The organism is Mycolicibacterium vaccae NBRC 14118 = CIP 105934, assembly GCF_001552715.1.
Classification (GTDB): domain Bacteria; phylum Actinomycetota; class Actinomycetes; order Mycobacteriales; family Mycobacteriaceae; genus Mycobacterium; species Mycobacterium vaccae.
Genome location: NZ_BCRS01000014.1, coordinates 1 through 26,174 on the forward strand (window position 1 = coordinate 1; position 26,174 = coordinate 26,174).

31 protein-coding genes are annotated in these 26,174 nt (G+C 66.0%); 13 read left to right on the top strand and 18 right to left on the bottom strand.

Annotated features, from left to right (window positions below):
- Nucleotides 1-252: 252 nt before the first annotated feature.
- Nucleotides 253-1,212 (bottom strand): alpha/beta hydrolase, encoded by a 960-nt coding sequence (locus tag MVA01S_RS04660; RefSeq protein WP_040542390.1) that lies wholly within the window; start codon nucleotides 1,210-1,212, stop codon nucleotides 253-255.
- A gap of 175 nt (nucleotides 1,213-1,387) precedes the next feature.
- Between MVA01S_RS04660 and MVA01S_RS04665 the strand changes: the two genes are divergently transcribed.
- Nucleotides 1,388-3,019 (top strand): NAD(P)/FAD-dependent oxidoreductase, encoded by a 1,632-nt coding sequence (locus tag MVA01S_RS04665; protein WP_040542393.1) that lies wholly within the window; start codon nucleotides 1,388-1,390, stop codon nucleotides 3,017-3,019.
- A gap of 10 nt (nucleotides 3,020-3,029) precedes the next feature.
- Here the strand turns inward: MVA01S_RS04665 and MVA01S_RS04670 are convergent, their stop codons facing one another.
- Complete coding sequence (locus tag MVA01S_RS04670; protein WP_003932442.1) at nucleotides 3,030-3,395, bottom strand: Hsp15 family ribosome-associated heat shock protein; 366 nt, start codon at nucleotides 3,393-3,395, stop codon at nucleotides 3,030-3,032.
- Between the two features lie 116 nt (nucleotides 3,396-3,511).
- Between MVA01S_RS04670 and MVA01S_RS04675 the strand changes: the two genes are divergently transcribed.
- Complete coding sequence (locus MVA01S_RS04675; RefSeq protein ID WP_003932443.1) at nucleotides 3,512-3,973, top strand: pyridoxamine 5'-phosphate oxidase family protein; 462 nt, start codon at nucleotides 3,512-3,514, stop codon at nucleotides 3,971-3,973.
- A 6-nt stretch (nucleotides 3,974-3,979) separates the two neighbouring features.
- Here the strand turns inward: MVA01S_RS04675 and MVA01S_RS04680 are convergent, their stop codons facing one another.
- From MVA01S_RS04680 to MVA01S_RS04700, 5 genes are all read right to left on the bottom strand, one after another.
- Nucleotides 3,980-4,846: an EamA family transporter gene (locus tag MVA01S_RS04680; RefSeq protein WP_003932444.1), complete on the bottom strand. Its 867-nt coding sequence runs from the start codon at nucleotides 4,844-4,846 to the stop codon at nucleotides 3,980-3,982.
- 74 nt (nucleotides 4,847-4,920) lie between these two features.
- Nucleotides 4,921-5,229, bottom strand: a complete 309-nt coding sequence (locus MVA01S_RS04685) for a hypothetical protein (RefSeq protein ID WP_040542397.1) — start codon at nucleotides 5,227-5,229, stop codon at nucleotides 4,921-4,923.
- Entirely contained in the window at nucleotides 5,223-5,879 is a 657-nt protein-coding gene (locus MVA01S_RS04690) for a DJ-1/PfpI family protein (protein WP_003932446.1), read from the bottom strand. The genes MVA01S_RS04685 and MVA01S_RS04690 overlap by 7 nt, the downstream gene beginning before the upstream one ends.
- A gap of 82 nt (nucleotides 5,880-5,961) precedes the next feature.
- Entirely contained in the window at nucleotides 5,962-6,924 is a 963-nt protein-coding gene (locus tag MVA01S_RS04695) for a GlxA family transcriptional regulator (protein ID WP_003932447.1), read from the bottom strand.
- A gap of 9 nt (nucleotides 6,925-6,933) precedes the next feature.
- Complete coding sequence (locus MVA01S_RS04700; protein ID WP_040542566.1) at nucleotides 6,934-7,599, bottom strand: HD domain-containing protein; 666 nt, start codon at nucleotides 7,597-7,599, stop codon at nucleotides 6,934-6,936.
- 145 nt (nucleotides 7,600-7,744) lie between these two features.
- On the opposite strand from MVA01S_RS04700, the gene MVA01S_RS04705 reads away from it, so the two are divergent.
- Nucleotides 7,745-8,497, top strand: coding sequence for an SDR family NAD(P)-dependent oxidoreductase (locus MVA01S_RS04705; protein ID WP_003932449.1), 753 nt, complete (start codon nucleotides 7,745-7,747; stop codon nucleotides 8,495-8,497).
- A 14-nt stretch (nucleotides 8,498-8,511) separates the two neighbouring features.
- Nucleotides 8,512-9,156 (top strand): TetR/AcrR family transcriptional regulator, encoded by a 645-nt coding sequence (locus MVA01S_RS04710; RefSeq protein ID WP_003932450.1) that lies wholly within the window; start codon nucleotides 8,512-8,514, stop codon nucleotides 9,154-9,156.
- On the opposite strand, the gene MVA01S_RS04715 is transcribed toward MVA01S_RS04710, so the two are convergent.
- Together MVA01S_RS04715 and MVA01S_RS04720 are read right to left on the bottom strand one after the other, a co-directional pair.
- On the bottom strand, nucleotides 9,115-9,690 hold the full coding sequence (locus tag MVA01S_RS04715; RefSeq protein ID WP_003932451.1) for an FKBP-type peptidyl-prolyl cis-trans isomerase: 576 nt from the start codon (nucleotides 9,688-9,690) through the stop codon (nucleotides 9,115-9,117). The genes MVA01S_RS04710 and MVA01S_RS04715 overlap by 42 nt on opposite strands.
- A 55-nt stretch (nucleotides 9,691-9,745) precedes the next feature.
- Nucleotides 9,746-10,255: a MarR family winged helix-turn-helix transcriptional regulator gene (locus MVA01S_RS04720; RefSeq protein WP_003932452.1), complete on the bottom strand. Its 510-nt coding sequence runs from the start codon at nucleotides 10,253-10,255 to the stop codon at nucleotides 9,746-9,748.
- A 55-nt stretch (nucleotides 10,256-10,310) separates the two neighbouring features.
- Between MVA01S_RS04720 and MVA01S_RS04725 the strand changes: the two genes are divergently transcribed.
- The 4 genes from MVA01S_RS04725 to MVA01S_RS04740 are packed head-to-tail and all read left to right on the top strand — an operon-like array spanning nucleotide 10,311 to nucleotide 13,476.
- A complete protein-coding gene (locus tag MVA01S_RS04725) occupies nucleotides 10,311-11,435 on the top strand; it encodes an FUSC family protein (protein WP_040542400.1) in 1,125 nt (374 codons plus the stop codon).
- A gap of 43 nt (nucleotides 11,436-11,478) precedes the next feature.
- A complete protein-coding gene (locus MVA01S_RS04730) occupies nucleotides 11,479-12,561 on the top strand; it encodes a permease (protein WP_003932454.1) in 1,083 nt (360 codons plus the stop codon).
- A gap of 45 nt (nucleotides 12,562-12,606) precedes the next feature.
- Nucleotides 12,607-12,945, top strand: coding sequence for an ArsR/SmtB family transcription factor (locus MVA01S_RS04735; RefSeq protein ID WP_003932455.1), 339 nt, complete (start codon nucleotides 12,607-12,609; stop codon nucleotides 12,943-12,945).
- 48 nt (nucleotides 12,946-12,993) lie between these two features.
- On the top strand, nucleotides 12,994-13,476 hold the full coding sequence (locus MVA01S_RS04740; protein ID WP_237024178.1) for an SRPBCC family protein: 483 nt from the start codon (nucleotides 12,994-12,996) through the stop codon (nucleotides 13,474-13,476).
- Nucleotides 13,477-13,489: 13 nt separating this feature from the next.
- Here MVA01S_RS04740 and MVA01S_RS31225 read toward each other — a convergent pair whose 3' ends face one another.
- The 3 genes from MVA01S_RS31225 to MVA01S_RS04750 form a co-directional block, all read right to left on the bottom strand.
- Entirely contained in the window at nucleotides 13,490-13,627 is a 138-nt protein-coding gene (locus tag MVA01S_RS31225; RefSeq protein WP_157895616.1) for a hypothetical protein, read from the bottom strand.
- 28 nt (nucleotides 13,628-13,655) lie between these two features.
- Nucleotides 13,656-14,906 carry a cytochrome P450 gene (locus tag MVA01S_RS04745; protein ID WP_003932457.1) on the bottom strand — a complete coding sequence of 417 codons (1,251 nt, stop codon included), beginning with the start codon at nucleotides 14,904-14,906 and terminating at the stop codon, nucleotides 13,656-13,658.
- Nucleotides 14,907-14,988: 82 nt separating this feature from the next.
- The gene (locus MVA01S_RS04750) at nucleotides 14,989-16,428 is read right to left on the bottom strand and encodes an aldehyde dehydrogenase (RefSeq protein WP_003932458.1); all 1,440 of its coding nucleotides are present in this window, start codon (nucleotides 16,426-16,428) and stop codon (nucleotides 14,989-14,991) included.
- Between the two features lie 539 nt (nucleotides 16,429-16,967).
- On the opposite strand from MVA01S_RS04750, the gene MVA01S_RS04755 reads away from it, so the two are divergent.
- Nucleotides 16,968-17,666 (top strand): RNA polymerase sigma factor, encoded by a 699-nt coding sequence (locus MVA01S_RS04755; protein WP_157895617.1) that lies wholly within the window; start codon nucleotides 16,968-16,970, stop codon nucleotides 17,664-17,666.
- 213 nt (nucleotides 17,667-17,879) lie between these two features.
- On the opposite strand, the gene MVA01S_RS04760 is transcribed toward MVA01S_RS04755, so the two are convergent.
- Entirely contained in the window at nucleotides 17,880-19,562 is a 1,683-nt protein-coding gene (locus MVA01S_RS04760) for a GMC family oxidoreductase (RefSeq protein ID WP_081529144.1), read from the bottom strand.
- Between the two features lie 252 nt (nucleotides 19,563-19,814).
- Complete coding sequence (locus MVA01S_RS30200; protein WP_081529145.1) at nucleotides 19,815-20,375, bottom strand: molybdopterin-dependent oxidoreductase; 561 nt, start codon at nucleotides 20,373-20,375, stop codon at nucleotides 19,815-19,817.
- A gap of 654 nt (nucleotides 20,376-21,029) precedes the next feature.
- Between MVA01S_RS30200 and MVA01S_RS30205 the strand changes: the two genes are divergently transcribed.
- The gene (locus MVA01S_RS30205) at nucleotides 21,030-21,581 is read left to right on the top strand and encodes a sigma-70 family RNA polymerase sigma factor (RefSeq protein ID WP_157895618.1); all 552 of its coding nucleotides are present in this window, start codon (nucleotides 21,030-21,032) and stop codon (nucleotides 21,579-21,581) included.
- Nucleotides 21,582-21,726: 145 nt separating this feature from the next.
- On the opposite strand, the gene MVA01S_RS04770 is transcribed toward MVA01S_RS30205, so the two are convergent.
- The 3 genes from MVA01S_RS04770 to MVA01S_RS31715 form a co-directional block, all read right to left on the bottom strand.
- Nucleotides 21,727-22,461 (bottom strand): acetoacetate decarboxylase family protein, encoded by a 735-nt coding sequence (locus MVA01S_RS04770; RefSeq protein WP_255251676.1) that lies wholly within the window; start codon nucleotides 22,459-22,461, stop codon nucleotides 21,727-21,729.
- 465 nt (nucleotides 22,462-22,926) lie between these two features.
- Nucleotides 22,927-23,172, bottom strand: coding sequence for a hypothetical protein (locus MVA01S_RS31710; RefSeq protein WP_051015345.1), 246 nt, complete (start codon nucleotides 23,170-23,172; stop codon nucleotides 22,927-22,929).
- Between the two features lie 60 nt (nucleotides 23,173-23,232).
- Nucleotides 23,233-23,505: a TetR/AcrR family transcriptional regulator gene (locus tag MVA01S_RS31715; RefSeq protein WP_051015346.1), complete on the bottom strand. Its 273-nt coding sequence runs from the start codon at nucleotides 23,503-23,505 to the stop codon at nucleotides 23,233-23,235.
- Between the two features lie 130 nt (nucleotides 23,506-23,635).
- Here MVA01S_RS31715 and MVA01S_RS04785 point away from each other — a divergent pair, with 130 nt between their 5' ends.
- Both MVA01S_RS04785 and MVA01S_RS04790 read left to right on the top strand, forming a co-directional pair.
- Nucleotides 23,636-24,250, top strand: a complete 615-nt coding sequence (locus tag MVA01S_RS04785; RefSeq protein WP_040542409.1) for a dihydrofolate reductase family protein — start codon at nucleotides 23,636-23,638, stop codon at nucleotides 24,248-24,250.
- 51 nt (nucleotides 24,251-24,301) lie between these two features.
- Nucleotides 24,302-24,766, top strand: a complete 465-nt coding sequence (locus tag MVA01S_RS04790; protein WP_003932466.1) for an SRPBCC family protein — start codon at nucleotides 24,302-24,304, stop codon at nucleotides 24,764-24,766.
- 67 nt (nucleotides 24,767-24,833) lie between these two features.
- Here the strand turns inward: MVA01S_RS04790 and MVA01S_RS04795 are convergent, their stop codons facing one another.
- A complete protein-coding gene (locus MVA01S_RS04795; protein WP_003932467.1) occupies nucleotides 24,834-25,625 on the bottom strand; it encodes an LLM class F420-dependent oxidoreductase in 792 nt (263 codons plus the stop codon).
- 162 nt (nucleotides 25,626-25,787) lie between these two features.
- Here MVA01S_RS04795 and MVA01S_RS04800 point away from each other — a divergent pair, with 162 nt between their 5' ends.
- A complete protein-coding gene (locus MVA01S_RS04800) occupies nucleotides 25,788-26,174 on the top strand; it encodes a DUF6394 family protein (protein ID WP_003932468.1) in 387 nt (128 codons plus the stop codon).

The following is a 26,174-nucleotide window of genomic DNA, read 5'->3' on the forward strand; positions in this document are numbered from 1 at the left end:
CCGGGCTGGACACCGCCGCCGGTTCCGCCCGCCGGGCCCGAGGTCGGTCAGGCGCCGGCCGGGGCGCCGCCGAAGCCGGTCGACCCGCTGTGGGCCAACGGGCAGCCGCAGGTCTGGGACGAAGGCTGGCAGCACTGGGGGGTGTGGCTCAACGGCGTGTTCGTGCCCACCTACTGATCGCGCAGCCGCGGCCCCCGCAGAACCGATGGGTTCTGCGGGGGCCGCGCCGCGTTCGCCGTCCCGGTCCGGGGATCAGGCCCCGAGCACCCGCTGGATGTCGGGCTTCATCGCGTTGAGCTGGGAACCCCAGTAGCCCCACCCGTGGGTGCCGTTGGCGGGGAAGTTGAAGACGCCGTTCGTCCCGCCGGCCGCCTGATAGGCACGCTGGAAGTTCCGGTTGCTGTCCAGCGTGATCGCTTCGAGCACCTGGCCAGGCACATCGCCGCCGCCGCCGAGCTCTCCCGGCCGACCGGTGCCGCAGTACACCCAGATCCGGGTGCCGTTGGCCACCAGCTTCCCGACGTTGAGGGTCGGGTCGTTACGCTTCCACGCCGGGCCTCCGCCGAAGCCCCACATCGCCGTCGAGCTGAAGCCGCCCGCGTCGCGCATCGCGATGCTGACCAGCAGCGGCCACAGCCCCTCGGACAGGTTCAGGTAGCCCGACAGTGACGCGGCGTAACTGAACTGTCCCGGGTGGTAGGCGGCCAGGATCAGCGCCGCACTGCCCGACATCGACAGGCCGACCACGGCGTTGCCGGTGGGGGAGATGCCCTTGGTGGCGGCCAGGTACGCCGGCAGCTCGGAGGTCAGGAAGGTCTCCCACTGGTAGTTGTAGGTGGTGCCGTTGCCGACGGCCGGGCCCTGCCAGTTGGTGTAGAAGCTCGACATGCCGCCCACGGGCATGACCACCGACAACCCCGACTCGAAGAACGTCTCGAACGCCGCGGTGTCGATGTCCCACCCGCTGTTGTCGTCGCGGGCCCGCAGTCCATCGAGCAGGTAGACCGCTTTCGGGCCACCACCCTGGAACCTGACGGGGATGTCGCGGCCCATGGCCGCCGACGGCACCATCAGCGTCTCGACCGGCAGACCGGGGCGCGAGTACGCCGCGGCTGTCGCCGACCCTCCAGCCACCGCGATCAGACCGGACAGAAGCAGTGTTATCAATGCGCTGACCGACAGTCGTCGGGCTGCATTTCGTACCGGTTGCATTCGTTACCGCCGTCCTCTCGGCGCCCGGAGGCGCGCGTGCCTGGTCGAGCACGACCGTGTTGGCCTCTTACTTACCCACACCGCCGGTGCCCATACCGCTACTTCGTCATGTGACGATTCGGCGTTACGTCCGTGCTGTTTCGGCTGGCGAGAGACGGGCATTAGCCTCGTCGTGATGAGCCGGAGTCGTCCCAGAGTGTTGATCATCGGCGGGGGGTTCGGCGGATTGTTCTGCGCCCGCCGGCTGGCCCGCAGTGCGGTGGACGTCATCATGCTGGATCGTTCGGCGGGGCACCTGTTCCAGCCGCTGCTCTATCAGTGCGCGACGGGGACGCTGAGCATCGCGCACATCAGTCGCCCCCTGCGCGAGGAGTTCGCCCGGTACCCCAACATCAGGACGCTGCTCGGCAAGGCGGTCGAGATCGACCCCGACCGCCGGGTGGTGACCGCGATGAGACCGGACGAGTCCACGTTCACGCTCGACTACGACGTGCTCGTCGTCGCCGCCGGCATGCAGCAGTCCTACTTCGGCAAGCGTCATTTCGCGGAGTGGGCGCCAGGGATGAAGACCCTCGACGACGCGCTGGGCATCCGGCAGCGGATCTTCACCGCCTTCGAGATCGCCGAGACCCTGCCACCCGGCCCCGAGCGGGACGCGTGGCTGACCTTCGCCGTCTCCGGTGGTGGCCCCACCGGTGTCGAGCTGGCCGGCCAGATCCGGGAGATGGCGACCCGGACGCTGGCCAACGAGTTCCACAGCATCGAACCGGAGGAGGCCCGGGTGCTGTTGTTCGACGGCGGGGACCGGGTCCTCAAGACCTTCGCCCCCGACCTGTCGGAGAGGGCCGCGCAGGCCCTGCAGAAACTCGGGGTCGAGATCCGTCTCGGCGTCCACGTCACCGATGTGCGCCGCGAAGGGGTCACCGTCACCCCCAAATCCGGTGCTGCCGCACAGGATTACGCGGCGCGCACCGTCTTCTGGACCGCAGGCGTCGAGGCGGTGCCGTTCGCGCGACATCTGGCGCAGGTGTGCGGGGTGGAGACCGACCGAGCCGGCCGGCTGGCGGTCGCACCCGACCTGTCCGTGCCCGGATACCCCGAGATCTTCGTCGTCGGCGACCTCGTGGGCCGCGACAATCTGCCCGGGGTCGCCGAGAACGCCATGCAGGGCGGTCTGCACGCCGCGGCGTGTATCCGCCGCGACCTCGCCGGCCGGCCCCGCCGCAAGTACACCTACCGTGACCTGGGGTCGGCGGCCTACATCAGCCGCGGGAACGCGTTGCTTCAGGTCGGTCCACTCAAAGTGTCCGGCTTCGCCGGCTGGATCGCATGGGGCCTGCTGCACATCGCGTTCCTGACCGGCGTGGGCAACCGGATCAGCACCGTGACAACGTGGTTGGCCACCATCGCGCGCTCCGGCCGCTATCACCGGGCGTTCATGCTCGGAAGCGCGAGCACCCCGGAACAACGCTATACGTGGTCGAGCCGGGAGGACCTGCCGACGCCGCAACCCGGCCGAGGTTCGAACAACGGCAGACCGGGCATACCTGGGCGCATGACCATTTCCCCGGAGGACGTGCGGCGGCTCCTCGACTCCGACGACGGCGCCACGCTGGTGCTGATCGAGGGACGTGCCGAGGTGATCACCGACGACCAGAAGGACAGCGACGCCTACCGTGGTGCGCTCGAGGTGATCACCCGCCAGGAACTGCTCGATCGCATCGGTGGGGACGGCGGGCTCAGCGACGACCGGTTGGCCGCCCAGGCTGCCTCGCTGGACACGGCGGTCAACGAACTGGGCGGCTGACAGCAGCCGGTCACCCCTGGCCGGCGCGCCACTTGTCGAGCACTCGGCGGTCCCGCTTGGTCGGCCGACCGGCACCACGGTCACGGACCGCGACAGGAATGGACGGGACCGCGGGCGGCGGTGGAGTCCGGTCCAGGTAGCAGGTCACCGCGTCGGCAGCACCGACGCGCTTCTGGATGATCCGGGAGACCTCGACGATGCGGGTGTGCTCGCCGACCCTGGCGCGCACCTCGTCACCGGGGGAGACCGTAGTGGACGGCTTGGCCGGTTTGCCGTTGACCTTCACCTGCCCGCCTCGGCACGCCGACGCGGCGTCGGGACGGGTCTTGGTGAGCCGGACCGCCCACAACCAGCGGTCCACGCGCGTGGACTCCATGGGTCCATCTTGGACTACGGCTCTGTGGCGCCAGACCCTGTACCGAGGCCGGCGTATGGGCTTGGATGAGGTCAGAGTTGCCTGACCGGCGGCATTTCCAAGATGAGGACGTTCCCATGCTCGGAGACCTGACCCCCGACGAGATCGAACGGCTCCTCGAGGATGAGGTTCTCGGACGTATCGGCTGCCTCAGCGGTGGCCGGCCCTATGTGGTGCCGGTGTGTTACGCCTACCTCGACGGATGCGTGTACGGGCACACCGCCAGAGGTGCCAAATGGCAGGCGATGCGCGCCGAGCCGTCGGTGTGCTTCGAGGTCGAACACGTCGACGATCTGTCGTCGTGGCGCAGCGTCATCGCCTGGGGTGTCTTCGAAGAGCTCGACGGCGCTGACGCCGAACGCGGGATGCAACTTCTGGTCGACCGGATCCTGCCCCTTCTGCACACCCCCGCCACGCCACAGCCGCGACCGCACAGCAGCACCGCGACGGCGACGGTCTACCGGATCCGGTTGGGGGAGAAAACCGGCCGGTTCGAGAATCACTCGGCCAATCCACATCCGTCGGCGGCGCCGTCCTGACCGGTCTCAGCCGACTTCGACCGGGACGGCCATCTCCCGGCCGCCGGCACGTGCGGCGCCGGTGCCCGCGGCGACCACCGCGATGATGCCGAGCACGCCCACCGGGCCGGGATTCTGGTCGAGGAGCAGGAAGCCGACCAGCAGCGCGAAGGCGGGTTCGAGGCTCATCAGGATGCCGAAGGTGGCGGTGGTCAGCCTGCGCAGTGCCAGCAGTTCCAGCACGTAGGGCAGCACCGGCAGCAGCAGCGCCATCCCGAGCCCGATCAGCAGCACCTCCGGGGTCAGCTTCGAGAACGCGGCGCTGTCGACGAAGAAGCAGGCCACCAGGCCGGCGATCGGCATGGACACGGCCAACCCGTTGACGCCGGCGACCTCGTCGCCGACCCGCTGGGTGAGCAGGATGTAGAGCGCCCAGCAGACGCCGGCCGCTGTCGCCAGCAGCGCGCCCGTGGGATCGATGCCGCCGCTGAAGGGTTCACTGAGCAGCACCACACCGACGGCGGCCAGCGCGGGCCACAGATACCGGTGCCTGCCCCGGCCGTGCATGATCGCCAGCACCAACGGGCCCAGGAACTCCAGCGCGGTGGCGGTACCCAGCGCCAACCGGTCCAGCGAGGCCATGAAGAACAACGTGATGGCCGCGCTGACACAGCCGAGCACGACACACATCCCGAACGTGCGCCACGTGAACGCCGACGGGCGGGGCCGCACCACCACCAGCAGCAGGATGCCGGCCAGCGAGAGCCGCAGCCATGCGGTGCCGTCGGAACCGATCTGATCGATCAGGCCGATCGCGACGACCAGGCCCAGCTGGATCGAGATCTGGGCCGCGATGGCCATCAGCACACCGGTGCGGGCGGGATCGGAATTCACCTCTGCATTGGACGGTACGAACCGGCGTCTCGCGTACCCGGGCGGCAAACTGATTCCGTGTTGAGATAAACCCGTCAGCGGCGTCGGACCCCGGTGACTGCCGAGGGTGGCAACCGGCCGGCGCGGGAGTGACCGCTGAGTCGGTCTCCGTCGACGGACACCTCGAACTCAAGCCGTAGACGCATCGGTCTGGACACCGTCTGCTGCCAGGTCACCCGGCCTGCGTCGGCGACGATGCCGGTGAGCGGCATCGTCTCCCGTTGGCCGGTGGCCGTGCCGCTGAGCGTGCCGTCGCGCTCGACGAACGAGTAGAGGATCTTCAGCGAGCCGATCGGGGTCTTGATGGCGACGTCCCAGTCACCCGCGATGGCCGGTGTCACCATGCTTCCGGCTCCCGGCCGCCGCCGCCGCTCCAGACCGTGCCGCGGCGCTCGAAAGCAAACATCTGCTCGACGGCCAGGGCGATGCGCGAGCCGTACGTGCGCTCCAGGAGGTGCAGTGCGAGATCCAGGCCAGAGGTCACACCCCCGGCAGTGACGAGGTCGCCGTCGTCGACGACCCGGGCCGCCACGGGCACCGCGCCGGCGGCTTCCAGCATCTCGACACCGAGGTGGTGGGTGTTTGCCGGCCTGCCCTCGAGCAGACCCGCCATCGCCAGCGCCAGCGAGCCGCCGCACACGGCCGCCACCGTCACCTCAGGATTGGCCAGCGCCGCCCGCATCAGCGGGACCGCCGCGGTCTCGCCGAAGCGTGCCAGTAGAACCGGGATCGTGTCGATCTCGTCCGGGTCTCCCGCCAGCGGGCCGCTGGCTCCGGGGACGATCACGTACCCGGCCTTGGCCGGGTCCAGACCGGCGGTGGCCTGCAGTGTCAGGCCGCGGGAGCCGCTGACGACCGTGCGGGGCCCCTCCGCGGTGACCAGTTCGACGTCGAGTTCACCCCCGACATAGTCGCTGCCGGCGACAAGGACCTCGTACGGGGCGATGACGTCGAGCGGGTCGAACCCGTCGAACAGAACGATTTGTGCGTGCATGTCCTCATCGTCTGCGACGCCCGGCGGTCTCCGACAGTGGCTGTCGGGTCACCATCCGCTGTGATCTGGCCACGAAATCGGTTCATACGGCCTGCTTTTCGCGGAAGGTGTTGCGATAGGTCTGCGGCGCGACCCCACTGAGCCGGCGGAACTGTTCCCGGAAGTTGGCAGGGGAGGCGAAGCCCACGTCTCGGCCGATGCGTTCGATCCCGCGCGGGGAGCGTTCGAGGAGTTCCTGGGCATGGCGGATACGCACCCCGGTGAGCCACTGCATCGGTGTCTGACCGACCTCGGCCTGGAATCGGCGGTTCAGGGTGCGCACGCTCATCGCGGCGTGGTCGGCGATGTCGGCCAGGGTCAGGTCGCGGTGGGCATTTCCCTCGATCCAGGCCAGCACCCCGTCCAGTTCCGTTCTGTGCCCGATCCCGTTGGTCGGCAGGGTGTTCCGGACGATGAACTGTGTCTGGCCACCGCTGCGGTGCAGCGGCGCCACCGCGATGCGGGCCGCAGTGGCCGCCGCGGCGGCGCCGTGATCCTGTTGGACCATGTGCAGGCACAGGTCAAGCCCGGCCGACGCTCCCGCCGAGGTCAGGATCTGACCTTCGTCGGCGTAGAGCACGTCGGCATCGAGGTGGACCTGCGGGTAGCCCTCTCGGAACAGGTCGGCGGCCATCCAGTGGGTGGTGGCCCGCTTACCGTCGAGCAGTCCGGCCGCGGCCAGGATGAACGCGCCGGTGCAGATCGACGCGATTCTGGTTCCCCTGACGTAAGCGGCCTGCAGCGCACGAATCACCGGCAACGGGACCTCGGCCGCGGCGTCGTTGCGTCCGGGCACGATCACGGTGTCCGCATCGGCCAGCCCCTCCAGGCCGTGATCGGTGCCGATACGCAGCGGACCGGCGGACACCAACTGCTCACTACCGCATACCATTACGCGATACGCGTTGTCCCCGTTGGCCAGCGAGACCCGACCGAACACCTCCACCGGGACACTGAGGTCGAATGCGATCACGTCGGGCACCGCCAGGATGGCCACCTTGTGCATGTGCGGACCTTAACAGCGGCTGTTCACCGGACGGTCGCCCCACGGGGAGCCCTCCACCACGTCCCAGAAGGTGACCGCCGGGCCGTTGAGCAGTTCGTGGATGTGCGCGGGAAAGGAGAACGGGGGCGCCTTCATCGGGTTGGCCTGAATGTCGCGTCCGATCCGCTCGGCGATGGCGTATCCGAGGTCGTGACGCGGCCAGCGCGCGTGCACCCGGTCGACGAAACCCTGCGGCAGCGCCGCTTTCGCGGCACCGTCGATGTCCAGCGTGATCCCGTGAAAGGACACCGCCGGCACCGGCCCGAAGCGGTCGGCGATCCCGAGGCTGGTGTGCAGCGCAATGGCCTGCCATACCGGGGTGGTCCGCTCTTCGCTCACACCGTGCTCACGCAGGAACGTCGCTGCGGCGTCGGCACCGTCCACCTCGAAGCGCTGATCGCCCCGTCCGAAGTCGGTGATGCCGAGGTCGTGCAGGAGGCAGCTGAGGAAGACCAGCTCCTCGTCGTAGTGGACACCTGCCCGCAATCCCTGCGCCGCGGCCAGTTCCCGCCCGTACAGGAAGCTGCGGACACAGTGGTTGGCCAGGAACGCCGGCGACTCGTCCATCACCAGTTGCATTGCCGCAGTGCAGATATCAGAGTCGGGCAGGTTCCATTGCGCAGCATCGTCAGCCATGCGCTCACAGTGCCGGACTGCGAGCGTGGCCGATAGTGGCCAGATGGACATGAACCGCCACGATCTGGCCACACATGCGAATTTGACCGCACGCATCATTCCGCTATCGTGACGATACGTACCGTATCGATAGAAGAAGAGGGAAATGATGAAGGGCTATCTCGACAAGGACCTGCAGGGCAAGGTCGCGATCGTCACCGGCGCCGCGAGCGGCATCGGGCGCGCCACCACGCGACTGTTCACCGACTACGGCATGTCGGTGGTCGCCGAGGACCTGAATCCCGACGTCGAGCGGGAATTCGCCGACATCGAGTCGGTTCAGGCACTCGTCGGCGACGTCGGGGAGGAGCGCACCGCCGTGAACGCCGTGAACACGGCGCTCGACCGGTTCGGGCGGGTGGACATTCTGGTCAACAACGCCGGCACGATCGTCAACAAGCCCGTGGTGGACACGACTCTCGACGACTGGAACCGGATTCTGTCCACCAACGTGACGGGGGCGTTCCTGCACACCCGCGAGGCCATGAAGGCGATGATCCCGCACGGCTCGGGTTCGATCGTGAACATCGGCTCGTATGCGTGCTTCCAGGCGTTCCCGACGATCTCGGCCTACGCCGCATCCAAGGGCGCGCTGGCACAACTGACGCGCACCGCCGCGCTCGAGGGAATCGACCACGGCATTCGGGTCAACGCGATCGGCGTCGGCGACACGGTCACCAACATCCTCGGCGATCCCGGCGCGCTCAGCGAGCACGGGAAGGGCGCACCGATCGGCCGGGCAGCGGACCCGCGGGAAATCGCCGACGCGGTAGCGTTTCTCGCGTCCGGGCTGGCGGCCTACGCCGTCGGCGCGGTATGGATGCTCGACGGCGGCATGAGTGTGGCCGTGCCGAACTGACAGAGGGAAGGCCGATGGAAGCCGAAGCCAAGGGTGCCAGCCCGACGGTCCGCCCACGCGGCGCGGCGGTGACCGGATCCATCCTGCGCTGCGCGCGGGAACTGATCGCGCAGCAGGGATTGGACTCGCTGACCGCCGAGGCCGTGGCCGCCCGTGCCGGCGTCGGCAAGACGACGGTGTACCGGCGGTGGCCCAACGTCTGGGCACTGGTGGTGGACGCGTTCCTGGAGGACGTGAGCGAGCTGGCGCCCATCCGGGAGCAGGCCAGCGTGCGCGAGAGCTTCCGGTCCTCGATGCGCTTGTTGGCCAAGGCTTATCGAGGCCCGACCGGCGAGTTGCTCCGGGCGGTCATCGGCCGCGCCCAGGTGGACAACGTGCTGCGGGAGGAGGTCCGCAACCGATGGGTGGAGCCTCGCCGCGAAGCGGCGCGCGCGCTTGTCCGGCGGGGCATCGTCAGCGGTGAACTGCGCAGCGACCTCGACCCCGACGTCTTCCTCGACACCCTCTACGGACCGATCTATCACCGGTTCCTGGTTCCGTACCGCAGCGCGAGCCTGTCCGACACGTATGTCGACCGAGTCGTGGACCAGGTGTTCTCCGGGGCTCAGCGCGTGGCGTCAGCCGGTGACTTCGAGGATCTTGATCGCGAAGATGAGTGAGTCGCCGGGCAGGATGCCCGCGCCGGGCTGCCCGTCGGGGTAGCCGTCGGCGGAGGTCATCGCGACCGCGACGGTCGACCCGACATTCTGGCCGGCGATGGCCTTCTGGAACCCGGGCACGACGCCGTCGAGCGGGAATGCCACCGGGGCGCCGCGCAGGTAACTGCTGTCGAACACGGATCCGTCGCGACCGTTCACGCCCATGTAGCAGACCGACACCGTCGCGGTGTCCGCGACGACGGGTCCGCCGCCGGGCTGCAGGGTGTGCACCTGGGTCTCGGTGACGCTGAACGGCGGCGTGACGGTGACCAGGGGCGCCGCAGTGTCGGTCGACCCGGTGACGGCGACGCTGCCGGTCGCACCGGACAGAGTCCACTCGGGTGTGGCGGCGGCGTCGGGCAGCGCCGTCGGGCAGCCGGGCGCCTGCGCCCCGGAGGAGGGCACCACGCTGGAGCCGCACGCAGACAGGGTCAGTGCGGAGGCCGCGGCACCGACGGCGAGGACGATCGACGGACGCAGGCGAAGGGAAGTCACCGTCGTCACGCTACCGTTTGCGTGCCGGCACGCTGGACGCGGCACCGGCGGCCTGTCATTCGCCCAGTGCCGCACAGACTTTCCGCAGCAGAGTGGTCAGGGTCTCGCGTTCGGCCGGGGTGAGCCCCGCGATCAGCTGTTCGTCGTCGGCCAGGCGGCGGGGCATCTCGTCGTCCACGACTGCTCGACCGTCGTCGGTCAGCGCCAGCAGGACCACCCGCCCGTCGCGTTCCGACCTGTGCCGGACGAGCAGGCCACGCCGGACGAGGCTCTCGGCGATCTTGGTGATCGACGCCCCGCTGAGCATCGTGGTGGACACGACCTCGCTGGCGCGTAGCGGCCGATCGGCACGCGCCAGGGCACTGAGGACGCCGAACTCCGAGCGTGTGATGCCGTGCTGTTCCAGGTCGAGGTCGAGCCGGTGGTTGCAGATCGACGCGATGCGCTGCACTCTGCCGAGCACGTCGATGGGGGAGGTGTCGAGGTGGGGGCGTGTTTGCGCCCACTCACTCCGGACCCGATCCACGGTGTCGGCGATCGGCGTCTCGTCGGATCGGCTGGTCATGGCGGGAGCCTACCCGCATTTAGTTCACTAGTAAATTAGTGATAAAGTTTTTTCGGTGCGTGCCTCCTTCCTTTCCCGACGGTTCAGCGATGGATACGCGGCGTTGACCCACGCGGCGTCGCCGACGGGGTGGCGTGGGGCGCTGCGGATCGATACACACCGCGTGGGCCTCGCGGTCCCGCTACGTGTCGGCGCGGCGGCGATGTTCGTGTTCGTCGCCGGCGGCCTGGCGGGGCAGCGCGATGTCGCCGGCTTTGCAGCGCTGGGCGCACTGATCGCCGCGTTCTGCAGACCTGATCCCTACCCGGTGCGCGCTGGACGACTGGCCGTCCTCGGGGCCGGCATCACCGCGTCGATCGGCATCGGCGCCGCACTGGGTGTCGGCGGGAGCGGCGTGCTGGTCGAGACCGCGACGATATCGGTGCTCGCCGGGGTTGCGGCATACCTGATGTGGGCCCTGCACATCGTGGGTCCGGGCGCGGTGGTCTTCGTCTTCGGTGCAGCGGGTGCGCAGGCCTTCGCGCACGACGGTGGAGACGCGATCCGGGCGGTGACCTCGACGGCCACCGGAGCCGTGATCGGCGCGATCGCTTCACTCGCCCCGTGGCTGCTTCAGGCACTGCGACGCGAGGGCGCCGAACCCGCTCCACCACAGCGGGAATCGTTGTGGACCACGCTGACCCGGGCACCGCATCGCACGCTGGCGTCGAGGAGCCTGCGGATCACGGTCGCAGGCGCTGCCGCCGCGGCGCTCGCGATGGGCCTCGGATTCGAGCATCCGCTGTGGGCCACGATGGGCGCGGTGGCCACCATGCAGGGCGTGGGTTACCACCTCACGGTGCACCGGGGCGTGCAGCGCCTGCTCGGCAATGTCGGTGGCGCCGCGCTGGCGGCGGGCCTGTTGGCCCTGCCGCTGGGATACTGGGGCGCGGTCGCGGCGATCGTCGTCTTCCAGACCGCCGCCGAGATCGCCTCGACGGTGAACTATGCGCTCACGTCGCTGGCGGTGACGCCGATGGCGTTGCTGCTCACCGGACTTCAGGCCGGGCTGGCGCCGGCGGTGGCGGTGGACCGCGTGCTCGACACCGCCGTCGGCATCGTGACCGGCATCGTCATCGCCGCGGTCACTATCAGCGGATCCGACGCGGGGCGCCTGCGGACGACCCCGACCGGCAGCTGACCGGTACGGTTCAGTCCCGCCACGACGGTCAACACTGACGGTCATGGTGACATCCGAGGACTCCGAGGTGGCGGCCGGTTCGAGGTGGGCCACGGCGGCGGGGGTCATCGTCACGGCGGCCGTCGGCGTGGCGGGCCTGACCTGGGCGAAGTGGGTGCCGTATGTGGGTAAGGCATTCGACGCTGCTCGTACCCATGAGTGGGCGGGCTCGGACATCCTGACGGCGGGTGGGGTCGCGGCCGGCGACGCTCCCAGCTGGCACGCGGCGACGACGTTCTTCCACGCCTATGTCGGCGCGGTCTGGCCCGCACTGCTGGTGGCGCTGCTGCTCAGTGCGTGTGTGCAGGCGTTCATCCCGCGCAGTTGGCTGCCGCGGCTACTCAACCGCTCAAATCCGTTCGCCAGTGCGGCCAGTGGCGGGGCGGTGAGTACGCCGTCGATGATGTGCGCGTGCTGCGCGGCTCCCGTGGCGGTGTCGTTGCGCCGCGGAGGCGTCAATCAGGCGGCCGCAGTGGCGTATTGGCTGGGCAACCCGCTGCTCAACCCGGCGGTGTTGGTGTTTCTCGCCCTGGTCGCACCCTGGCAGTGGACCGCGACCAGGGTGCTCGTCGGTGTGGCGGCGGTCGTCGGCGGATCCGCGCTCGTGGCTCTGGTGACACGACAGCGCGACGACGGCGCGCCGCCGGAGCCCGCACCCGTCGACCCGGGCAGCGACGCCGGAGGCGTGGCACGCTTCGGCACCGCACTCGTCCGGCTGTGCGTCGTGTTGGTCCCGGAGTATCTGGTGATGGTGCTGGTGATCGGCGCCGGACGCGGATGGCTGCTCACGCTGATCGAGCCGTCGAATCGGGGCGTGCTGATCGTCGTGGTCGCGGCGGTACTCGGCACCCTGATGGTGATCCCGACGGCGGGGGAGATCCCCATCCTGCACGGGCTAGCGCTGCTCGGCGTCTCGTCAGGTGTGTTGGGTGCACTGCTGATCACCTTGCCGGCCGTCAGTCTTCCCGGTATCGCCATGGTGGCGCGCAGCTTCGGCTGGCGCACGACCACGGCCACCGCAGCGATGATCATGGTCGCCGGGCTGGCCGGAGCGACGCTTCTCAGCGTGATCCGAACTCCCCGTTAGACGTATTCCTTGACAGGAATATGTCAGCGGTTTAAGTTCGGCGGTATGCAGTCCACGGTCTTCGCGGCGCTCGGTGAGCCGAGCCGTCTCAGGATGGTCGAGTTGCTGCGCACCGGGCCGCTGTCGGTCGGGGAGATCGCCGACAAATTGGACATTCGTCAGCCGCAGGTCAGTAAACACCTTCGGGTACTGGGCGAGTCGGGGATCGTCACCGCGGAAGCACAGGCCCGGCAGCGGATCTACCACCTCACCGCGGAGCCGTTCGAGCAGATCGCCCAGTGGGTCGAGTCCTTCGAGACCCTCTGGGACGTCCGCCTGGACTCCTTGGGCAGCTACCTCGAATCGCTCAATGACAGCAATGACGCTGTGCCGCAGAGTGAATGACACGCACAGCCACAGACAGACAGATCGGAGATCACCATGCTCTTGCAGATGCTGAAACCCAAGAACCTCAACTTCGAACGCACCTACCGCGCGCCGGTCGACACGGTGTGGCGGGCGTGGACCGATCCCGAGATGCTGCGGCAATGGTGGGGTCCGGAGAAGACAGTCGTGCCCGAGTGCCGCGTCGATCTGCGCGTCGGGGGTGAGATCTACATCGTCATGGAGGCCGGTGAAGAGATGGGCAAGTACCAGGGCACCCGCTGGCCCATGGCAGGCACGTTCACCCGCATCGATACCGGCACCGGGTTGACCTATGACGCCCGCTCGTGGACCGAGGGCGAAGAAGCGGGCTCCACGATCCAGCACACCAACGACGTCACACTGACCGAGCACGACGGCAACACCACAGTGCGGCTTCGCGTAACCATCACCAAGATCGGCCCGAAGGCGAAGCTGGCCGCATTCGGCATGAAATGGGGCTACAAGGCACAGCTCGACAAGCTCGAGAAGTACCTCGCCGGCACCTCCTGACCACCGGCAACGCTCACAAGCGTGGGCGGGCGCCATCCAGGAACAGGGCGACCAGCCGGCTCACCCCGTCGGAGGCGGGCGTCCGATTCCTCGACCCGTCGACCAGCAGGCCGGCGATGTGGCCGATGTGCAGGCAGGGCGAACACCACATCGGGCTGATTCGTACATCCTGCGCAACCTCAGCGCATCGAGTAGCGGATCGGTAGGTGCTTGAGGCCCCCGACAAAGGTGGTGGCCAAGAACTCGGGCCTGCCCGCCAACTCGATGTGGTCCAACCGGGGGATCAACCGACTGAAAAGACTATTCATCTCCATGCGCGCCAGCGGCGCGCCCAGGCAGAAGTGGACGCCTCTACCGAAGCCAAGGTGTCTATTCGGTACGCGGCCAACGTCGAACCGGAACGGATCGTCGAAGACCTCCTCGTCGCGGTTGCCGGACGCGTATGCCAAATACACCGATTCTCCCTTGGCTATCGGGATTCCGCGAACCATCGTGTCGGCGGCCGCGGTCCGCATGAACTCCTTGACCGGCGTGGACCATCGGATCATCTCCTCAACGGCGGTGCCCATCAGCCCCGGGTCACTCTGGAGCCGGGCCAGCTCGCCGGGGTTTTCGATCAATGCCAGCAGGCCGCCGCTCAGGGCGGCCTTGGTGGTGTCGTGGCCGGCGACGGCGATGAGTAGGTAGTAGGACGCGGCGTCAGCGTCCGACAGCAGCGCGCCGTCGATGCGCGCGTTGGCGATCGCCGATGCCATGTCCCCGGTCGGAGTTCTTCGTCGCGACAGCGTCAGCTCGGAAAAGTACTGGAAGAAGTCGGCGATGATCGCTACTCGTCCCTGAGGATTGTTGTTGCGTCGGTACTCGGCATCGTCCCCGCCGACCATCTCCCTGGTCAGTCGGAGCATGCGGGGGAAGTCGCGCTCAGGGATGCCGAGCAGCGACATGATCACGTAGAGAGGGAAATTGACCGCGATGTCGGGGACAAAGTCGCACTCGGGGCCGATGTCGTGCATGCGGTCAACGTAGCGTGCGGCGAGCGTGTCGACGCGCTCCTCGAGGTCACGCAGGGCCTTCGGTCGGAACCAGTCGGCGGCGATCGCCCGCATCTTGCGATGGCTCCGACCGTCCATACGCATCAGTGTGCGAAGACCGATGCCGGCCTCGAGGTCAGCTGCAGCGAGATCGTCCTCCTGGCTGGCGGCCAGTACGGCGCGGGATGAGGAAATGAACAGGTCGCTGTCGCGTTCGATACCACTGATGTCAGCGTGTTTGGTGACCGCCCAGAACGGCCGGTACGGCGCCTTGTCGACCCACGCCACGGGGCGCTTGTCCCGCAGGTGAGTCAGCGCCGCGTGCAGGCGGTCCTCGTCGGCGTACGCCGTGGGATCTGCGAACACGTCGGCGACGGCGCCAGTGGCATAACTCTTCATCCAAACTCCTCTGTCGAATTCATATCTGGTTGCGGATCGATCGCCACCGCAACACTGGCCTGGCGCTGTTCTGCCACACCGGTTATGCGTAGATCGCCTTGACGTGCATGTAGTTATCCATTGCGGTAGGGCCCAACTCGCGTCCAATCCCACTGCTGCGCACGCCACCGAACGGTGCTCCGATATCGGGTTGGTAGCGGTTGACGCCGACGGTGCCGGTCCGGATCCGGCGGGCGACGGCCTTGCCTCGGTCTGGATCGGAGGTCCAAACGGTCCCACCGAGCCCGTAGGCCGAGTCGTTGGCGATGCGCACGGCGTCGTCGATGTCGGTATAGCCGATGACCGACAGGACCGGCCCAAAGATCTCCTCCTGCGCGATCGTCGCGCTATTGTCCACATCAGCGAAAAGTGTTGGCTGAACGAACCATCCGCTCTCATAGTCTCCGGAGTTTCCGCCTGCGACACACCGCGCCCCTTCGTGTATGCCCTTCTCGATGTAGCGCTGGACCCGGTCACGGTGTGCGCTAGAGACCATGGGTCCGATCTGAGTAGCGGGATCGAGTGCGTCTCCCACCTGAAGCGATGAGATTAAGGCGGCAAGAGTGTCGATGACCTCGGAATAACGACTTGCGGGGGCGAGGATGCGCGTGCACAGGAAGCAGGTTTGACCGTTGTTCAGCAGCATCGCTTCGAAGAGTCGCTCGCCGATCACGGAAAGGTCGAGGTCGGCATCGTCAAGAATGATTGCTGCCGACTTTCCCCCCAATTCCAGAGTGACCGGTCGGAAAAGGCGACCACACACCTGGCCGATCTGGCGTCCGATCTCTGTCGAGCCCGTGAACGCCACCTTGTCTACGTCGGGATGCTCGACGAGGTGAGCACTCGCCTCGGCGCTACCACCCACGACATTGACCACACCCGGTGGAATATCGGTTGCCGAAACGGCTTCCGCGAAGGTGTAGCTGTCGAGCAGCGTCTGAGGGGAAGGTTTGAGCACCACGGTGCAACCCGCGGCAAGCGCTGGGGCGTACTTGAACGCAGCGAGGGATTGCGGATAGTTCCATGGCACGATGGCCGCTACGACTCCCATCGGTTCGCTCCGGACCAACGTGGTCCCGCTCATCAAATGAGGCTGCGCGGTCTCAAAATCGCTATTGCGCAGGGTCCTCGCGTAATAGCGCAGTATCAGAGGGGGTGTGACCGCCTCTACATTGCGTGAGAAAGTGATTGGCATCCCGTTCTGTGACGAGACACGGCGCGAAAGTTCATCGGCGCGTGCCGCCAGTTCATCGGCCAACTGTTCGAGAGCAGCGGCCCGCCGCGCCGGTTCCCAACTGGACCACCCCTGGGCATCGTCGAATGCAGCGCGAGCGGAGGCGACCGCGGCATCCACGTCACGTGGACCGGCGGACGGCACCACCCCCACGGCTTCCTCGGTGCTGGGGGACACCAGTGCGATGGTCTCATTGGACGAAGGCTTCATCCAGCCACCGCCGATGAAAAGCGAGTCGTAGGAGAACATTTTGCTCCATTCTTACGAGCGGGACAGAACCCGGGATGTTCCGGTGGATCCCTGCGGACTGCGGGACACCGTCAGGTGATGCTCAGGGTGGACCCGAGGGACCCTCCGTAGAAGAGAGTGTCGCCGCGTCTCGATGTATTACCGCCGCGTGCGTTCCCGCACAACGACGTCCGACGCCCGCGGGTCAGGGGCGGGTGGGGTAAGAAGAGATTTCGCCTCACGTCGTAAGATCCGCAGGGCCACGGCTGCAAAGGGTTCGAATCCCGGTCGTTGAGGCCTCACCGACCTACAGCGATATCACGGGGGCCAAAGGCAGCGATGTCGTGGTCAGAGACTCCGCCCTTCCGCTGGTCCTCATCTGATCGCGGCCTCGAATGCGAGACCAACTGAACGAGCTCGACGACACAAGGCATGTTCTGGCACGCGTGACCCTTTGAACGGGTGCAGCGGCCGGATCCCCGATTCGACAACTGGCGCTACGACGCCGGCGATCAGGGATGCCGGCGCGCGCCGACGTCGAAACGAACAGGAGAACAACAATGGACAGCGCCAATCATTCCGTTGATGTGGCAGGTGGGGGAGAACAGGATGTCGCGGCGTCAAACACACCGACAGGTCAGGATCGGAGCCGCGGCTCGGTCGAGCAACGCTTCAGCGCCGAAGCCATACCCGTACGCGAGGACCTTTTGCGGATCGCCTTCCGCTACACCGGGAACACCTATGACGCGGAGGTCCTCATCCAGGAGACCTACCTCAGAGCGTGGACAAGCTTCTCATCGTTCGAATCCGGAACAAACGTCCTGGCCTGGATGGCGCGAATCATGAGGCACATCTGGATCGACATGCATCGACGGGCGACGCGGCGGCCGCAGGAAACGCTCGTCGGATCCTGGGACGGGCATGCGGCTCACGGTGTGGACGTTGCGCAATCCGCAGAAGCAGTCGCGCTGCAACGCCATGGGGACGATTCGCTCAAGGAGTGCATCGCTGGGCTACCGAGGAGCTTTCAGACGGTCGTCTTCTACGCGGATGTCTGCCAATATCCCATCAGCGAAGTTGCTGCGATCGAGCGCATTCCGGTGGGTACAGCGGCGTCGCGCCTTCATCGGGCACGCAGGCATCTGCGCTCACAGCTCACCTCGAATGGTGACGTCGTTGTTTCCGATGTGCCCGGCGACAGCCGCGGGGGTGCGGGCACGGCTCCGACGCACCACGTCGGGGTCCATGCCACGTCCTGATCGACGCAGAAGACTTCAGTTCTCACCCAGAACCACGCCTACGCAACGCCATTGGCAGGGATGATGCCGCCAGGCCGTCAGCCGCCGGCAATGAAGTTCGGTCAATGAGTCTCGGCGGACGAAGCTGCCACCCGGCTACCACAAAGAACACCAGGTTGACCCGCCCCGCGCGTCAGCCTCAACGTCGCGGAGCGGGTCGTCCTCAGGTACGACTTAAAGCCTGTGCGCATCCTTGAGCAGTTCAGCTGCGCGCTCGCCAATGACCACGCAAGGTGCCATGGTGTTACCGGTGGTGATGCGGGGCATGATCGAACCATCGGCGATGCGCAGCCGATCCACTCCATGCACCCTCAGTTGGCCGTCGACTACCGACATCTCGTCGCGCCCCATTTTGGCGGTGCATGTCTGGTGCCAGTAGGTAGAGGTAGCGTCTCGGATGAACCGTTCAAGTTCCCGGCCCTTCAAGTTCCCTGGCATCACCTCGCGTTTAACGAACGAACGTAGCGGGGCAGCGTAGGCGATCTCGCGAGATAGTTCCACGCCGGCCACCGCGGCGGCCATGTCGGCGGGAGCGGACAACATGTTGGGGTCGATGCGAACGGGGTCGGTCGGATCGGCGCCAGTCAAGCGCACGCTACCTCGACTCTCTGGCCGCACAACGCCTACGCCTAATGTCCACCCGTTCTCGGGGAGACCGAATTGCGCGGCGGCTTCCGGACTGGCCATCGCGCGCTCGATTTGGCAGGTCTGAATATCTGGCGTGTCGAGAGCCGGATCGCTCTTCCAGAAGTAGACGGCCTCTCCCGCGTTATTGCGGGGCACCACCGGTTCCGGCGACTCCCACACTGAAGCTACGGCAGGATGGTCCTGCATATTCTGGCCCACACCGGGAAGGTGTCGGACGGGAGTGATACCGAGGCGACTCAGTTCAGGGCAATCACCGATGCCGGAAAGCATCAATACCTTTGGCGTCTGGACGGCGCCGAGAGACAGGACGACCTCCGAACCGGCCCGGATCCGGTGCGTCGTGCCTCGGTAGCGGAACTCCACGCCGATTGCACAACTATTCTTCAGCGTCACCCGCGTCACGAGGGCATGGGTCAGCACGGTGAGGTTGGGCCGGTCCATGTACGGGTAGGTGTACGAACGGAATACCGATTGCCGTAGACCATCACAGACGCGAATCTCAGCGAGCGACGCTCCACCCCCGCCCTCCATGATCCTTCCGTTCTGGCTGTCGAACGTTGGCAAACCCACCTCCGCCGCGGCAGCCACGAGCGCGGGAGCTACCGGGTGTGGGTCCGGTGCCGGCTGTACGTACACGACGCCGCCGGTACCGCGACGTTCGGGATCAGGCGCGCCGCGCCAGTCCTCGACCCGCCGATAAATATCGAGCACCGCGTCGTATCCCCAGGCTTCGTCGCCCGCCTCAGAGGCAAAGTAGTCCCAGTCGTTCTTGTGCCCACGTGCCCACATCATCACGTTGATACTCGAGCCGCCACCAAGAACCTTTCCCATGTTCATCGGAATCGACCGGCCGTTGAGGTTGGGGCTGGGTTCGGCGGTGTAGTTCCAGTCCGTCGCGCTGCCGATGTTCAGAGGCCACAAATGCGCCTGCGAGACAGCTTCCACATCATCGTCACGGCCTGCTTCGAGTAGCAACACACTCACAGTTGGGTCTTCGGCGAGGCGACGGGCCACCACCGAGCCTGAAGACCCTGATCCACAGACGATAAAGTCATACTGCGCCTTCAATGCTGAGCGCAGTTTGGCCTGATTGACCCGGATACGTTGTGCCAATCCTCGATCCGCCGAACGGGCACTGATCCCGAAGATCTCGCGTTCCGGTATCAAGCCACCGGTGCGCGGGTCTTCTACTCCTCTGTTGTCAGCCATACCGTTCCACTCCTCGCGATAGCTCTCTCGGTGCTTACATGCCGGAACACGATGGCGCCGTAATGCGCTGTACCTCTGACGTTTTCATCAGGACATCCCGCTTCTTGGCGTCGTCGACTGTTGAGTTCTTACCGACCGCGCCGGCGAGTCGTCATCCCGCCGACGGGAGCCAGGCAGGTCTCACCTACTGCCTTTTGAACCGGTCCGCGGCTGCGCCGCTCGATAGGCTCGGATCGTTCGATCTCCTTGCCGTTATCCCGTTTCGGTGCCCCTTTGCCTCTTGCGATGGCGATCGCCACCAAAGGAACGATCGGGCGATCCCAGTTGAACCACTTTCAGTTCGGTGAGGTCTTTGACGTGGCGCACGCCGTTGCGATCGCCGGGCACAACTAGACGGGGCTGTTCAAGTGGTGTGCCGTCCTCGGCCCAGGCAATGAGCGCTGGTGACGGAGTGTCCTCCGCTAGCACCTCGGTCCACGCGAGAGTTGCGGCGTATCCGTCGGCACCGGTTGCCACGACTGCAATGGTCAAGAACGGATGCGACCTGCCATCGACGCCGCGCGGATTTGCCGTGAACAGCAACGACTCCACGGTGGCTCCGATGTAAACATGGCGCCGCGTTCCGCCATCTGTCGCGACTGTGACCGGCTGCGTGTGGTGCTGGTAGCTCTTTAGGGTGGCAACGCTGAGCGTCATGGGCGTGTAGACGTCGCCGGATATCCGCACCTCGCCGGGGGTTCGGCCGGCAGGGCTGGCGGGAGAGTCGGCGCCATTCCCTCCCGCGCATCCGACGACGAGCGCGAACGCCGTCATCAGTACCGAAAGATGCCTGCGGCGGCGCCTTCTTTGTGAACGAGTTACGCAACGCATCGCGCGCCTTACGCCGTTACCGCTCACGTGACGGTCCACGGACGTGGCAGCCTTGTCAGAGAACATTTCGCTCCAATTCTTGAGTGATCACAGTCGATGTGCCTTCCGCTGGATTCGCAGACTGTGCCGACGAATCCTTCGGCGGACAGCAGAACTCGGGCTACGTGGGTCCGGGCCTGTCCGCTGGCTGAGTGTCGCCGGCAGTCGATGTATTACCGTCCCCGAGTCCCACGCAGCCCTGCATTTTTCGCGGCCCGAATGCCGCTGGAAGCCAGAGTGTGCCGGCGCAGCCGTTGACATACGCCCAGGCCGTCCAATATATTGCATATCGAACTGACGTTCACAGGTCCGAAAATGGGCGATAGTTCACCTTTGATCAGCGCCCAACACACGTGGGCTTCTGATAGCGATGCGCGTCAATCGGTGGTTCGCACCCGTCTACAACGCCCGCAGGCGAGACGACCGGGTGAGAAGCGAAGGGGTTCAGAGGCAATGAGTAGCCACCTACCTACAGAGCGCCGCGACGGCGACTCAGTGAAATGGTTGCAAGAGCTCTTGGACCAGAGCTGCCCCGGGCACCGCTCCGCCGTGACGCGGATGCATGAGTTCTTGTTCACCGCCGCCCGTCGCGAGCTGTATCGCAGAAGTGGGACCTTCACCGGCAAGGAGGTCAATGACCTCGCCCATCAAGTGGCAGCGGATGCGCTGTTGGCATTATTGGCGAAGCTGCCCAGCTTCCGAGGCGAAAGTCGGCTCACCACGTGGGCATACACGTTTGCTGCCCTCGAGTTGTCGAACAAGCTCAAGTGCCGTCGTCGCCATTCGTGGACACCCCGCGCGCCGATGGACCGCGACGACTGGGACAACTTTCCCGACCGGGTCCACCACAATCCGAGCCGTTACGCGGAGGCTCGCGAGATGATGACAGCGGTGACACAGGCGGTGACAACCGAGCTCACAGACCGGCAGCGGGACGTGTTCATCGAAGCCGTAGTCGAGGGAAAGCCGCCGAACGTCGTTGCTGACAAGTACGGAATGTCACGAAACACCCTGTACAAAACCATCTTCGACTCGCGCCGTAAGATCCGCAGATTCCTGGCAGCGAACGGATTCGACGTCGATGGTCCCGCGCTGACCGACCCACGTTGAGCTCAGTGGGGTGCACGGCGCACCCGCGTGGCCGCACGGCGATATGCGCCGCGGTAATTCGCGCCGAGATCTGAGCCTCCCGGCGGTTGCGCGATCGGGGGAGCAGCATAGGCGTGGGTGAATGGATAAGCCGGCTCGCCCAATGCTACTTCGTGAGGTAGTCGTGCACTATCCCTCTCCATCCCAGCATGAAGTCCATGTGGGTGAATGTTGCGCTCAGGACCTCCTTGACGTGAAGGGCCCGTCCTGTATCGAGAGTTATCCGATTGTCTGCGAAAGTGATGTGTGCGCCTCGGCAGTCATGAACGTCATAGTTGTCCGACGTTTCGAGCGGTTGGCCCGCCAGCTGCAATACGTCCCATCCCGGGCCGTCGGCCTTCGGAATCGCCTTGAGGACGAAGGCAACTTCCTCGACCATTCTGGCCAAGGCCGTGGGTTCAGCCGGCGCGCCGCCCTTGACGATATCGGCGTTGACGATGTCAATCCCGTGACGCCTGACCTGGATCGCCACCGCCTCGTCGAAGTCGCCATTGACAGTGAATTCGCCTTCTCGCTTTGGCATTCCGAGGAGATGGTGACCCGCCATGATGGGGGAAACAGCGCTCTCTGGTGCGGCGCTGCCCAGGAACATCTGGATCACGTAATGCCCGGTGACCTTTCGCGCTGGTGTTCTCAGCATCGCCGGCGTCCCGATGGTGAGTTCGTTGTAGGGCCTGATGTTGCTTTCGGGCGCCGCGAACTTGTTGAAACCGATGGTCACAACATCTTCGAAGCCGGGTAGGGGATGGAGGTCTTGAGGCAGGATGCCCTTCAAGTCGCGTGCGTCGACACGAATCGACGCGGTATACATGCGTGCGTCTTGGAACATATAGGGCGGCAATGGATACGCAGATGTAACCTCAGCGGGATCTGAATTTGAGCTTCGCCTTGTCTTGTCTCCTGCAACACTTTGTCATCTCTTCCCAGTCAGCATGGTTTCGATTGAGTAATGCTGCGGCCCAGTAGATTCGTAGGTCGCCGCGTCAGCTCCCCGTAGTGTGAGTCGCCGTACAAGTTCAGTGTGGCCGGCTCGGGATGTCTTACCTCATATCGGTTGTGGGCCGGCCGAAGGCCGAACCTGCCGGCCGCAGCATGGAGATAACCGGAGCGTGAGCACTGGCCTCCCATCGGGCGGACAGCCCTCACGCTTCTCGTCGGACACGGAGGCCGGCGAAGCGACGGTCAGATACCGGGGCACTCGCGGCCCCTAACGGGGACCTACACCCCATCGATGTGGGCCCGGATGACCCGCGCCGCCCACTCGAGGAACGGGGGCCAAGCTGGCCGCGTTCGGCCTGAAATGGGGCTACAAGGCACAGCTCGACAAGCTCGAAAAGTACTCGCGGCCACCTCCTGACCACCGGCAACGCTCACCGGCGTGGGCGGGCGCCATGTCCGTGGCCCGCACGAGATGCAGGAATGCGTTGGTGAGGAACTGGGGATCACCGACGAGCTCGCACGCGTCCACCGCGTCGGAGAACATTCCGACCACGGGATCGAGGATCCTGCTGACGTAGAGCTGCGACATGTGGTCCCTGGCCGGTTCACTCACATGATCCAGCGCGTCGTAGATCCGTTGTTCGAAAGAAACATTCGACCGCGCATGCTCTCCTCATGCGCGCGCCAGCGCGCCGAGCCGATCGCCGAGGGCGCCTTCGGTGTCGACGGCGACCTGCACCCGGCGGTGGAGCGTGTCGATGTACCGCTCGGCGACCGCCACGTAGAGGTCCTGTTTGCCGCCGGGGAAGTGATGGTAGATCGACGGCTTCTGGATCCCGACGGTGCGGGCGACGCCGGCCAGCGAGATGCCCGAGTAGCCCGTGGCCGCGAGTTGGTCGCCGAATGCGTCCATGATCAGTTCCCGGGTCCCGGTGTCGGCGGTCATCGTTCCCTCCGTCGTTGTGGGTACCGAGTCAGCCAACCCACCGGTAGGTAGCCCGGACAATCCGATGAGTTTACCGGCGCACCGCAGTCAGAATGAGGGTCACCGGGATCGCCAACGGATCGGAGACGCTGTGCCCAGAACCAATCTTTCGATGTCGATCTCAGCCGACGGATATGTGGCTGGGCCCGATCAAAGCGAAGACCACCCTCTCGGGGTCGGCGGCCAGAGACTTCACGGCTGGCACCTCGGACCTGAGAAGGACCACCCGGTCAATCGGCAGGTGGTGTCGGACATGATGGACGGCATCGGGGCGACGATCATGGGGCGCAACATGTTCGGCCCTGTCCGCGGCGACTGGGGGAATTCAGACTGGAACGGGTGGTGGGGTGAGGTCCCGCCCTACCACTGCCCGGTGTTCGTGCTGACCCACCACGCGCGCGACCCCGTCGAGTTGGGCGGCGGAACGACCTTTCACTTCGTCACCGACGGGATCGAATCCGCGTACCGCCAGGCCGCGGCGGCCGCCGCAGACAAGGCCATCTCGATCGCCGGCGGCGCGTCCTGTGCCCGCCAGGCGATCAAAGCCGGTCTTGTCGATGAAATCGATTTGCAGGTCAACCCCGTGATTCTCGGCTCCGGCGAGCGCCTGTTCGATGGTTTCGGGCCGGGCGAGCCCGATCTCGAGCTCGAACGGGTCCTTCAGGCACCCGGCGTTGCGCATCTGCGCTTCCGCGTCCTCCGGTGACTGCGACCGGCGACGTTGCCGTATCGGGAAACCTTCGGCAGTGTGGAGACCATGAGCGACGATGCAAAGGTCACTGTCGAACGAGCCATCACGGCGCCCGTCGACGTCATCTTCGACGTGCTGTCCAACCCCACTCGGCACCCGGCCCTCGATGGCTCCGGGTTCGTGCGCAGTGTGGACCACGCCGATCGGATACAGAAGGTCGGCGAGGTGTTCACGATGAACATGCAGGGCGACCACATGGGCGGCGAGTACAAGACCGACAACCACGTGTCCGGTTATGCGAAGGACAAGCTGCTGGCCTGGAAGACCGCGCCCGCGGGCACCGAGCCGCCCGGATGGGAGTGGCTGTGGGAGCTGGAGGCCCAGGGCCCCGACGAGACGCTGGTGCGCCACACCTACGACTGGTCGAAGGTCACCGATAAGAAGCTGCTCGAGAAGGTGAAGTTCCCGTTGGTCACCAAAGATCAACTGTCCGACACCCTGGCCCGACTTGCCGCCGAGGTCTCGTCCTGACCGAGCTCCCCAAGTCGTGTGCCGGGCGTGAATTCCGTGGTGTACCGCGACTTCCCGGAAGCGTCAGTCAGCCCTGCTCGTCGCGCCACCTCAGCATCTTCTCCAATGTGGAGAAGTCGTAACCCTCTTCCGTAGGCCAGATCTCGGTGAGAAAGAGCGTCGCGCCGGCGGCCAGGTACTCCTCGGCGCCGCGCTCGTCCTGCCAGTTCACTGAACGCTCGATGTCGCTGTCGGGGCGACCCGATTCGTCCGCGAGTTCTGCCAGCCGTGCCGTAGCGACGCGGTAGTCGTCGATCGGCAGCAGGGCGTGCCACAGGTCGGCGTGTCGCGCGACAGCGGGCAGTGTGCGACTGGCGCCGGAGCCGCCGATCAGGATGGGGATCTTGCGCACCGGGGCAGGGTTCAATCGCGTGAGCCGATTCTCGATCCGCAGCAGGCTCTCGTCGAACAGGTCCATCCGCGATTTCACCGTGCCGAAGTCATAGCCGTAGGAGCTGTAGTCCTTTTCGTACCAACCGGCACCCACGCCGAGAATCACTCGACCGCCGCTGATGTGGTCGACGGTGCGGGCCATGTCGGCCAGTAGGTCTGGGTTGCGGTAGCCGATCCCGGTGACGAGCAGGCCGATCTCGGCACGAGTGGTGATCTCGCCCCACGACGCCAGCGCGGTCCAGCCCTCGAAGTTCTGCACGTCGTCGTTCTCGGCGGGATCCGCCACCCTCGGGGTGTGAAAGTGGTCGTACCCGAAGATCACGTCCGTGCCCAGTTCTTCGGCATACAACACCGCTTGACGCCAGGTCCGATAATCGGGAGTGCCCGCCGGCATCAGCTGCACACCGACTCGGATCGGTCGTGCCATCAATCGTCTCCTCAGTTGAACGTAGCCTGCGCAACGCTGCCCTCGGTGGTTTATTCCTGGGCGCTCTTGATTTCCCGGACACGCAAACCCCGCCCATTCCAGCCACGTGTGTGCTTACGATGCGTTCCGGTGCCATCACGGCTGCGCACCGTAGGAGGGCGAATGAACCTCGAGAAGGTCGTTTTCGGATTCTTCGTGCTCTTCGCCGCGACGTTGAATTTCGGCTTCTTCATCGGCGACATCGGCGACCCCGCACTGCACAACAGCTACGAGCTCTACGCCGCGGTGGTCGTGAACCTCATCGCGACCGTGCTCAAGTTCGGTGACCGTACCCAGATCGGGGCCGTACACCTGGCCACAAGCCTGGTCGCCGACCTCCAGCTCATCTCCGCAGCGCTCGTGTGGGGATATGCCTCCTACGTCGCCACCGAGGGACTGACCAGGGAGGCCACCGCCAGCGTGGTTTCGCTGTCCGGCGGCGCGCTGATCGCGAACATAGTGTCGGTCGTCTTGCTGGTGGTCGAGACCGTGTCTTTTCAGCGCCGTTAG

What these genes read in the sequence shown, in the direction of transcription:
- MVA01S_RS04710 (WP_003932450.1), top strand. Translation starts at nt 8,512, where the DNA reads ATGGAAGCCGAAGCCAAGGGTGCCAGCCCGACGGTCCGCCCACGCGGC.
- MVA01S_RS04670 (WP_003932442.1), bottom strand. Translation starts at nt 3,395, where the DNA reads ATGGAGTCCACGCGCGTGGACCGCTGGTTGTGGGCGGTCCGGCTCACC.
- MVA01S_RS04745 (WP_003932457.1), bottom strand. Translation starts at nt 14,906, where the DNA reads ATGAAGAGTTATGCCACTGGCGCCGTCGCCGACGTGTTCGCAGATCCC.
- MVA01S_RS04740 (WP_237024178.1), top strand. Translation starts at nt 12,994, where the DNA reads ATGCTGAAACCCAAGAACCTCAACTTCGAACGCACCTACCGCGCGCCG.
- MVA01S_RS04735 (WP_003932455.1), top strand. Translation starts at nt 12,607, where the DNA reads ATGCAGTCCACGGTCTTCGCGGCGCTCGGTGAGCCGAGCCGTCTCAGG.
- MVA01S_RS30205 (WP_157895618.1), top strand. Translation starts at nt 21,030, where the DNA reads ATGCATGAGTTCTTGTTCACCGCCGCCCGTCGCGAGCTGTATCGCAGA.
- MVA01S_RS04760 (WP_081529144.1), bottom strand. Translation starts at nt 19,562, where the DNA reads ATGGCTGACAACAGAGGAGTAGAAGACCCGCGCACCGGTGGCTTGATA.
- MVA01S_RS04795 (WP_003932467.1), bottom strand. Translation starts at nt 25,625, where the DNA reads ATGGCACGACCGATCCGAGTCGGTGTGCAGCTGATGCCGGCGGGCACT.
- MVA01S_RS04665 (WP_040542393.1), top strand. Translation starts at nt 1,388, where the DNA reads ATGAGCCGGAGTCGTCCCAGAGTGTTGATCATCGGCGGGGGGTTCGGC.
- MVA01S_RS30200 (WP_081529145.1), bottom strand. Translation starts at nt 20,375, where the DNA reads ATGACGGCGTTCGCGCTCGTCGTCGGATGCGCGGGAGGGAATGGCGCC.
- MVA01S_RS04720 (WP_003932452.1), bottom strand. Translation starts at nt 10,255, where the DNA reads ATGACCAGCCGATCCGACGAGACGCCGATCGCCGACACCGTGGATCGG.
- MVA01S_RS04690 (WP_003932446.1), bottom strand. Translation starts at nt 5,879, where the DNA reads ATGCACGCACAAATCGTTCTGTTCGACGGGTTCGACCCGCTCGACGTC.
- MVA01S_RS04730 (WP_003932454.1), top strand. Translation starts at nt 11,479, where the DNA reads ATGGTGACATCCGAGGACTCCGAGGTGGCGGCCGGTTCGAGGTGGGCC.
- MVA01S_RS04755 (WP_157895617.1), top strand. Translation starts at nt 16,968, where the DNA reads ATGGACAGCGCCAATCATTCCGTTGATGTGGCAGGTGGGGGAGAACAG.
- MVA01S_RS04660 (WP_040542390.1), bottom strand. Translation starts at nt 1,212, where the DNA reads ATGCAACCGGTACGAAATGCAGCCCGACGACTGTCGGTCAGCGCATTG.
- MVA01S_RS04750 (WP_003932458.1), bottom strand. Translation starts at nt 16,428, where the DNA reads ATGTTCTCCTACGACTCGCTTTTCATCGGCGGTGGCTGGATGAAGCCT.
- MVA01S_RS04705 (WP_003932449.1), top strand. Translation starts at nt 7,745, where the DNA reads ATGATGAAGGGCTATCTCGACAAGGACCTGCAGGGCAAGGTCGCGATC.
- MVA01S_RS31715 (WP_051015346.1), bottom strand. Translation starts at nt 23,505, where the DNA reads ATGACCGCCGACACCGGGACCCGGGAACTGATCATGGACGCATTCGGC.
- MVA01S_RS04700 (WP_040542566.1), bottom strand. Translation starts at nt 7,599, where the DNA reads ATGGCTGACGATGCTGCGCAATGGAACCTGCCCGACTCTGATATCTGC.
- MVA01S_RS04800 (WP_003932468.1), top strand. Translation starts at nt 25,788, where the DNA reads ATGAACCTCGAGAAGGTCGTTTTCGGATTCTTCGTGCTCTTCGCCGCG.
- MVA01S_RS04685 (WP_040542397.1), bottom strand. Translation starts at nt 5,229, where the DNA reads ATGGTGACACCGGCCATCGCGGGTGACTGGGACGTCGCCATCAAGACC.
- MVA01S_RS04695 (WP_003932447.1), bottom strand. Translation starts at nt 6,924, where the DNA reads ATGCACAAGGTGGCCATCCTGGCGGTGCCCGACGTGATCGCATTCGAC.
- MVA01S_RS04790 (WP_003932466.1), top strand. Translation starts at nt 24,302, where the DNA reads ATGAGCGACGATGCAAAGGTCACTGTCGAACGAGCCATCACGGCGCCC.
- MVA01S_RS31225 (WP_157895616.1), bottom strand. Translation starts at nt 13,627, where the DNA reads ATGTGGTGTTCGCCCTGCCTGCACATCGGCCACATCGCCGGCCTGCTG.
- MVA01S_RS04675 (WP_003932443.1), top strand. Translation starts at nt 3,512, where the DNA reads ATGCTCGGAGACCTGACCCCCGACGAGATCGAACGGCTCCTCGAGGAT.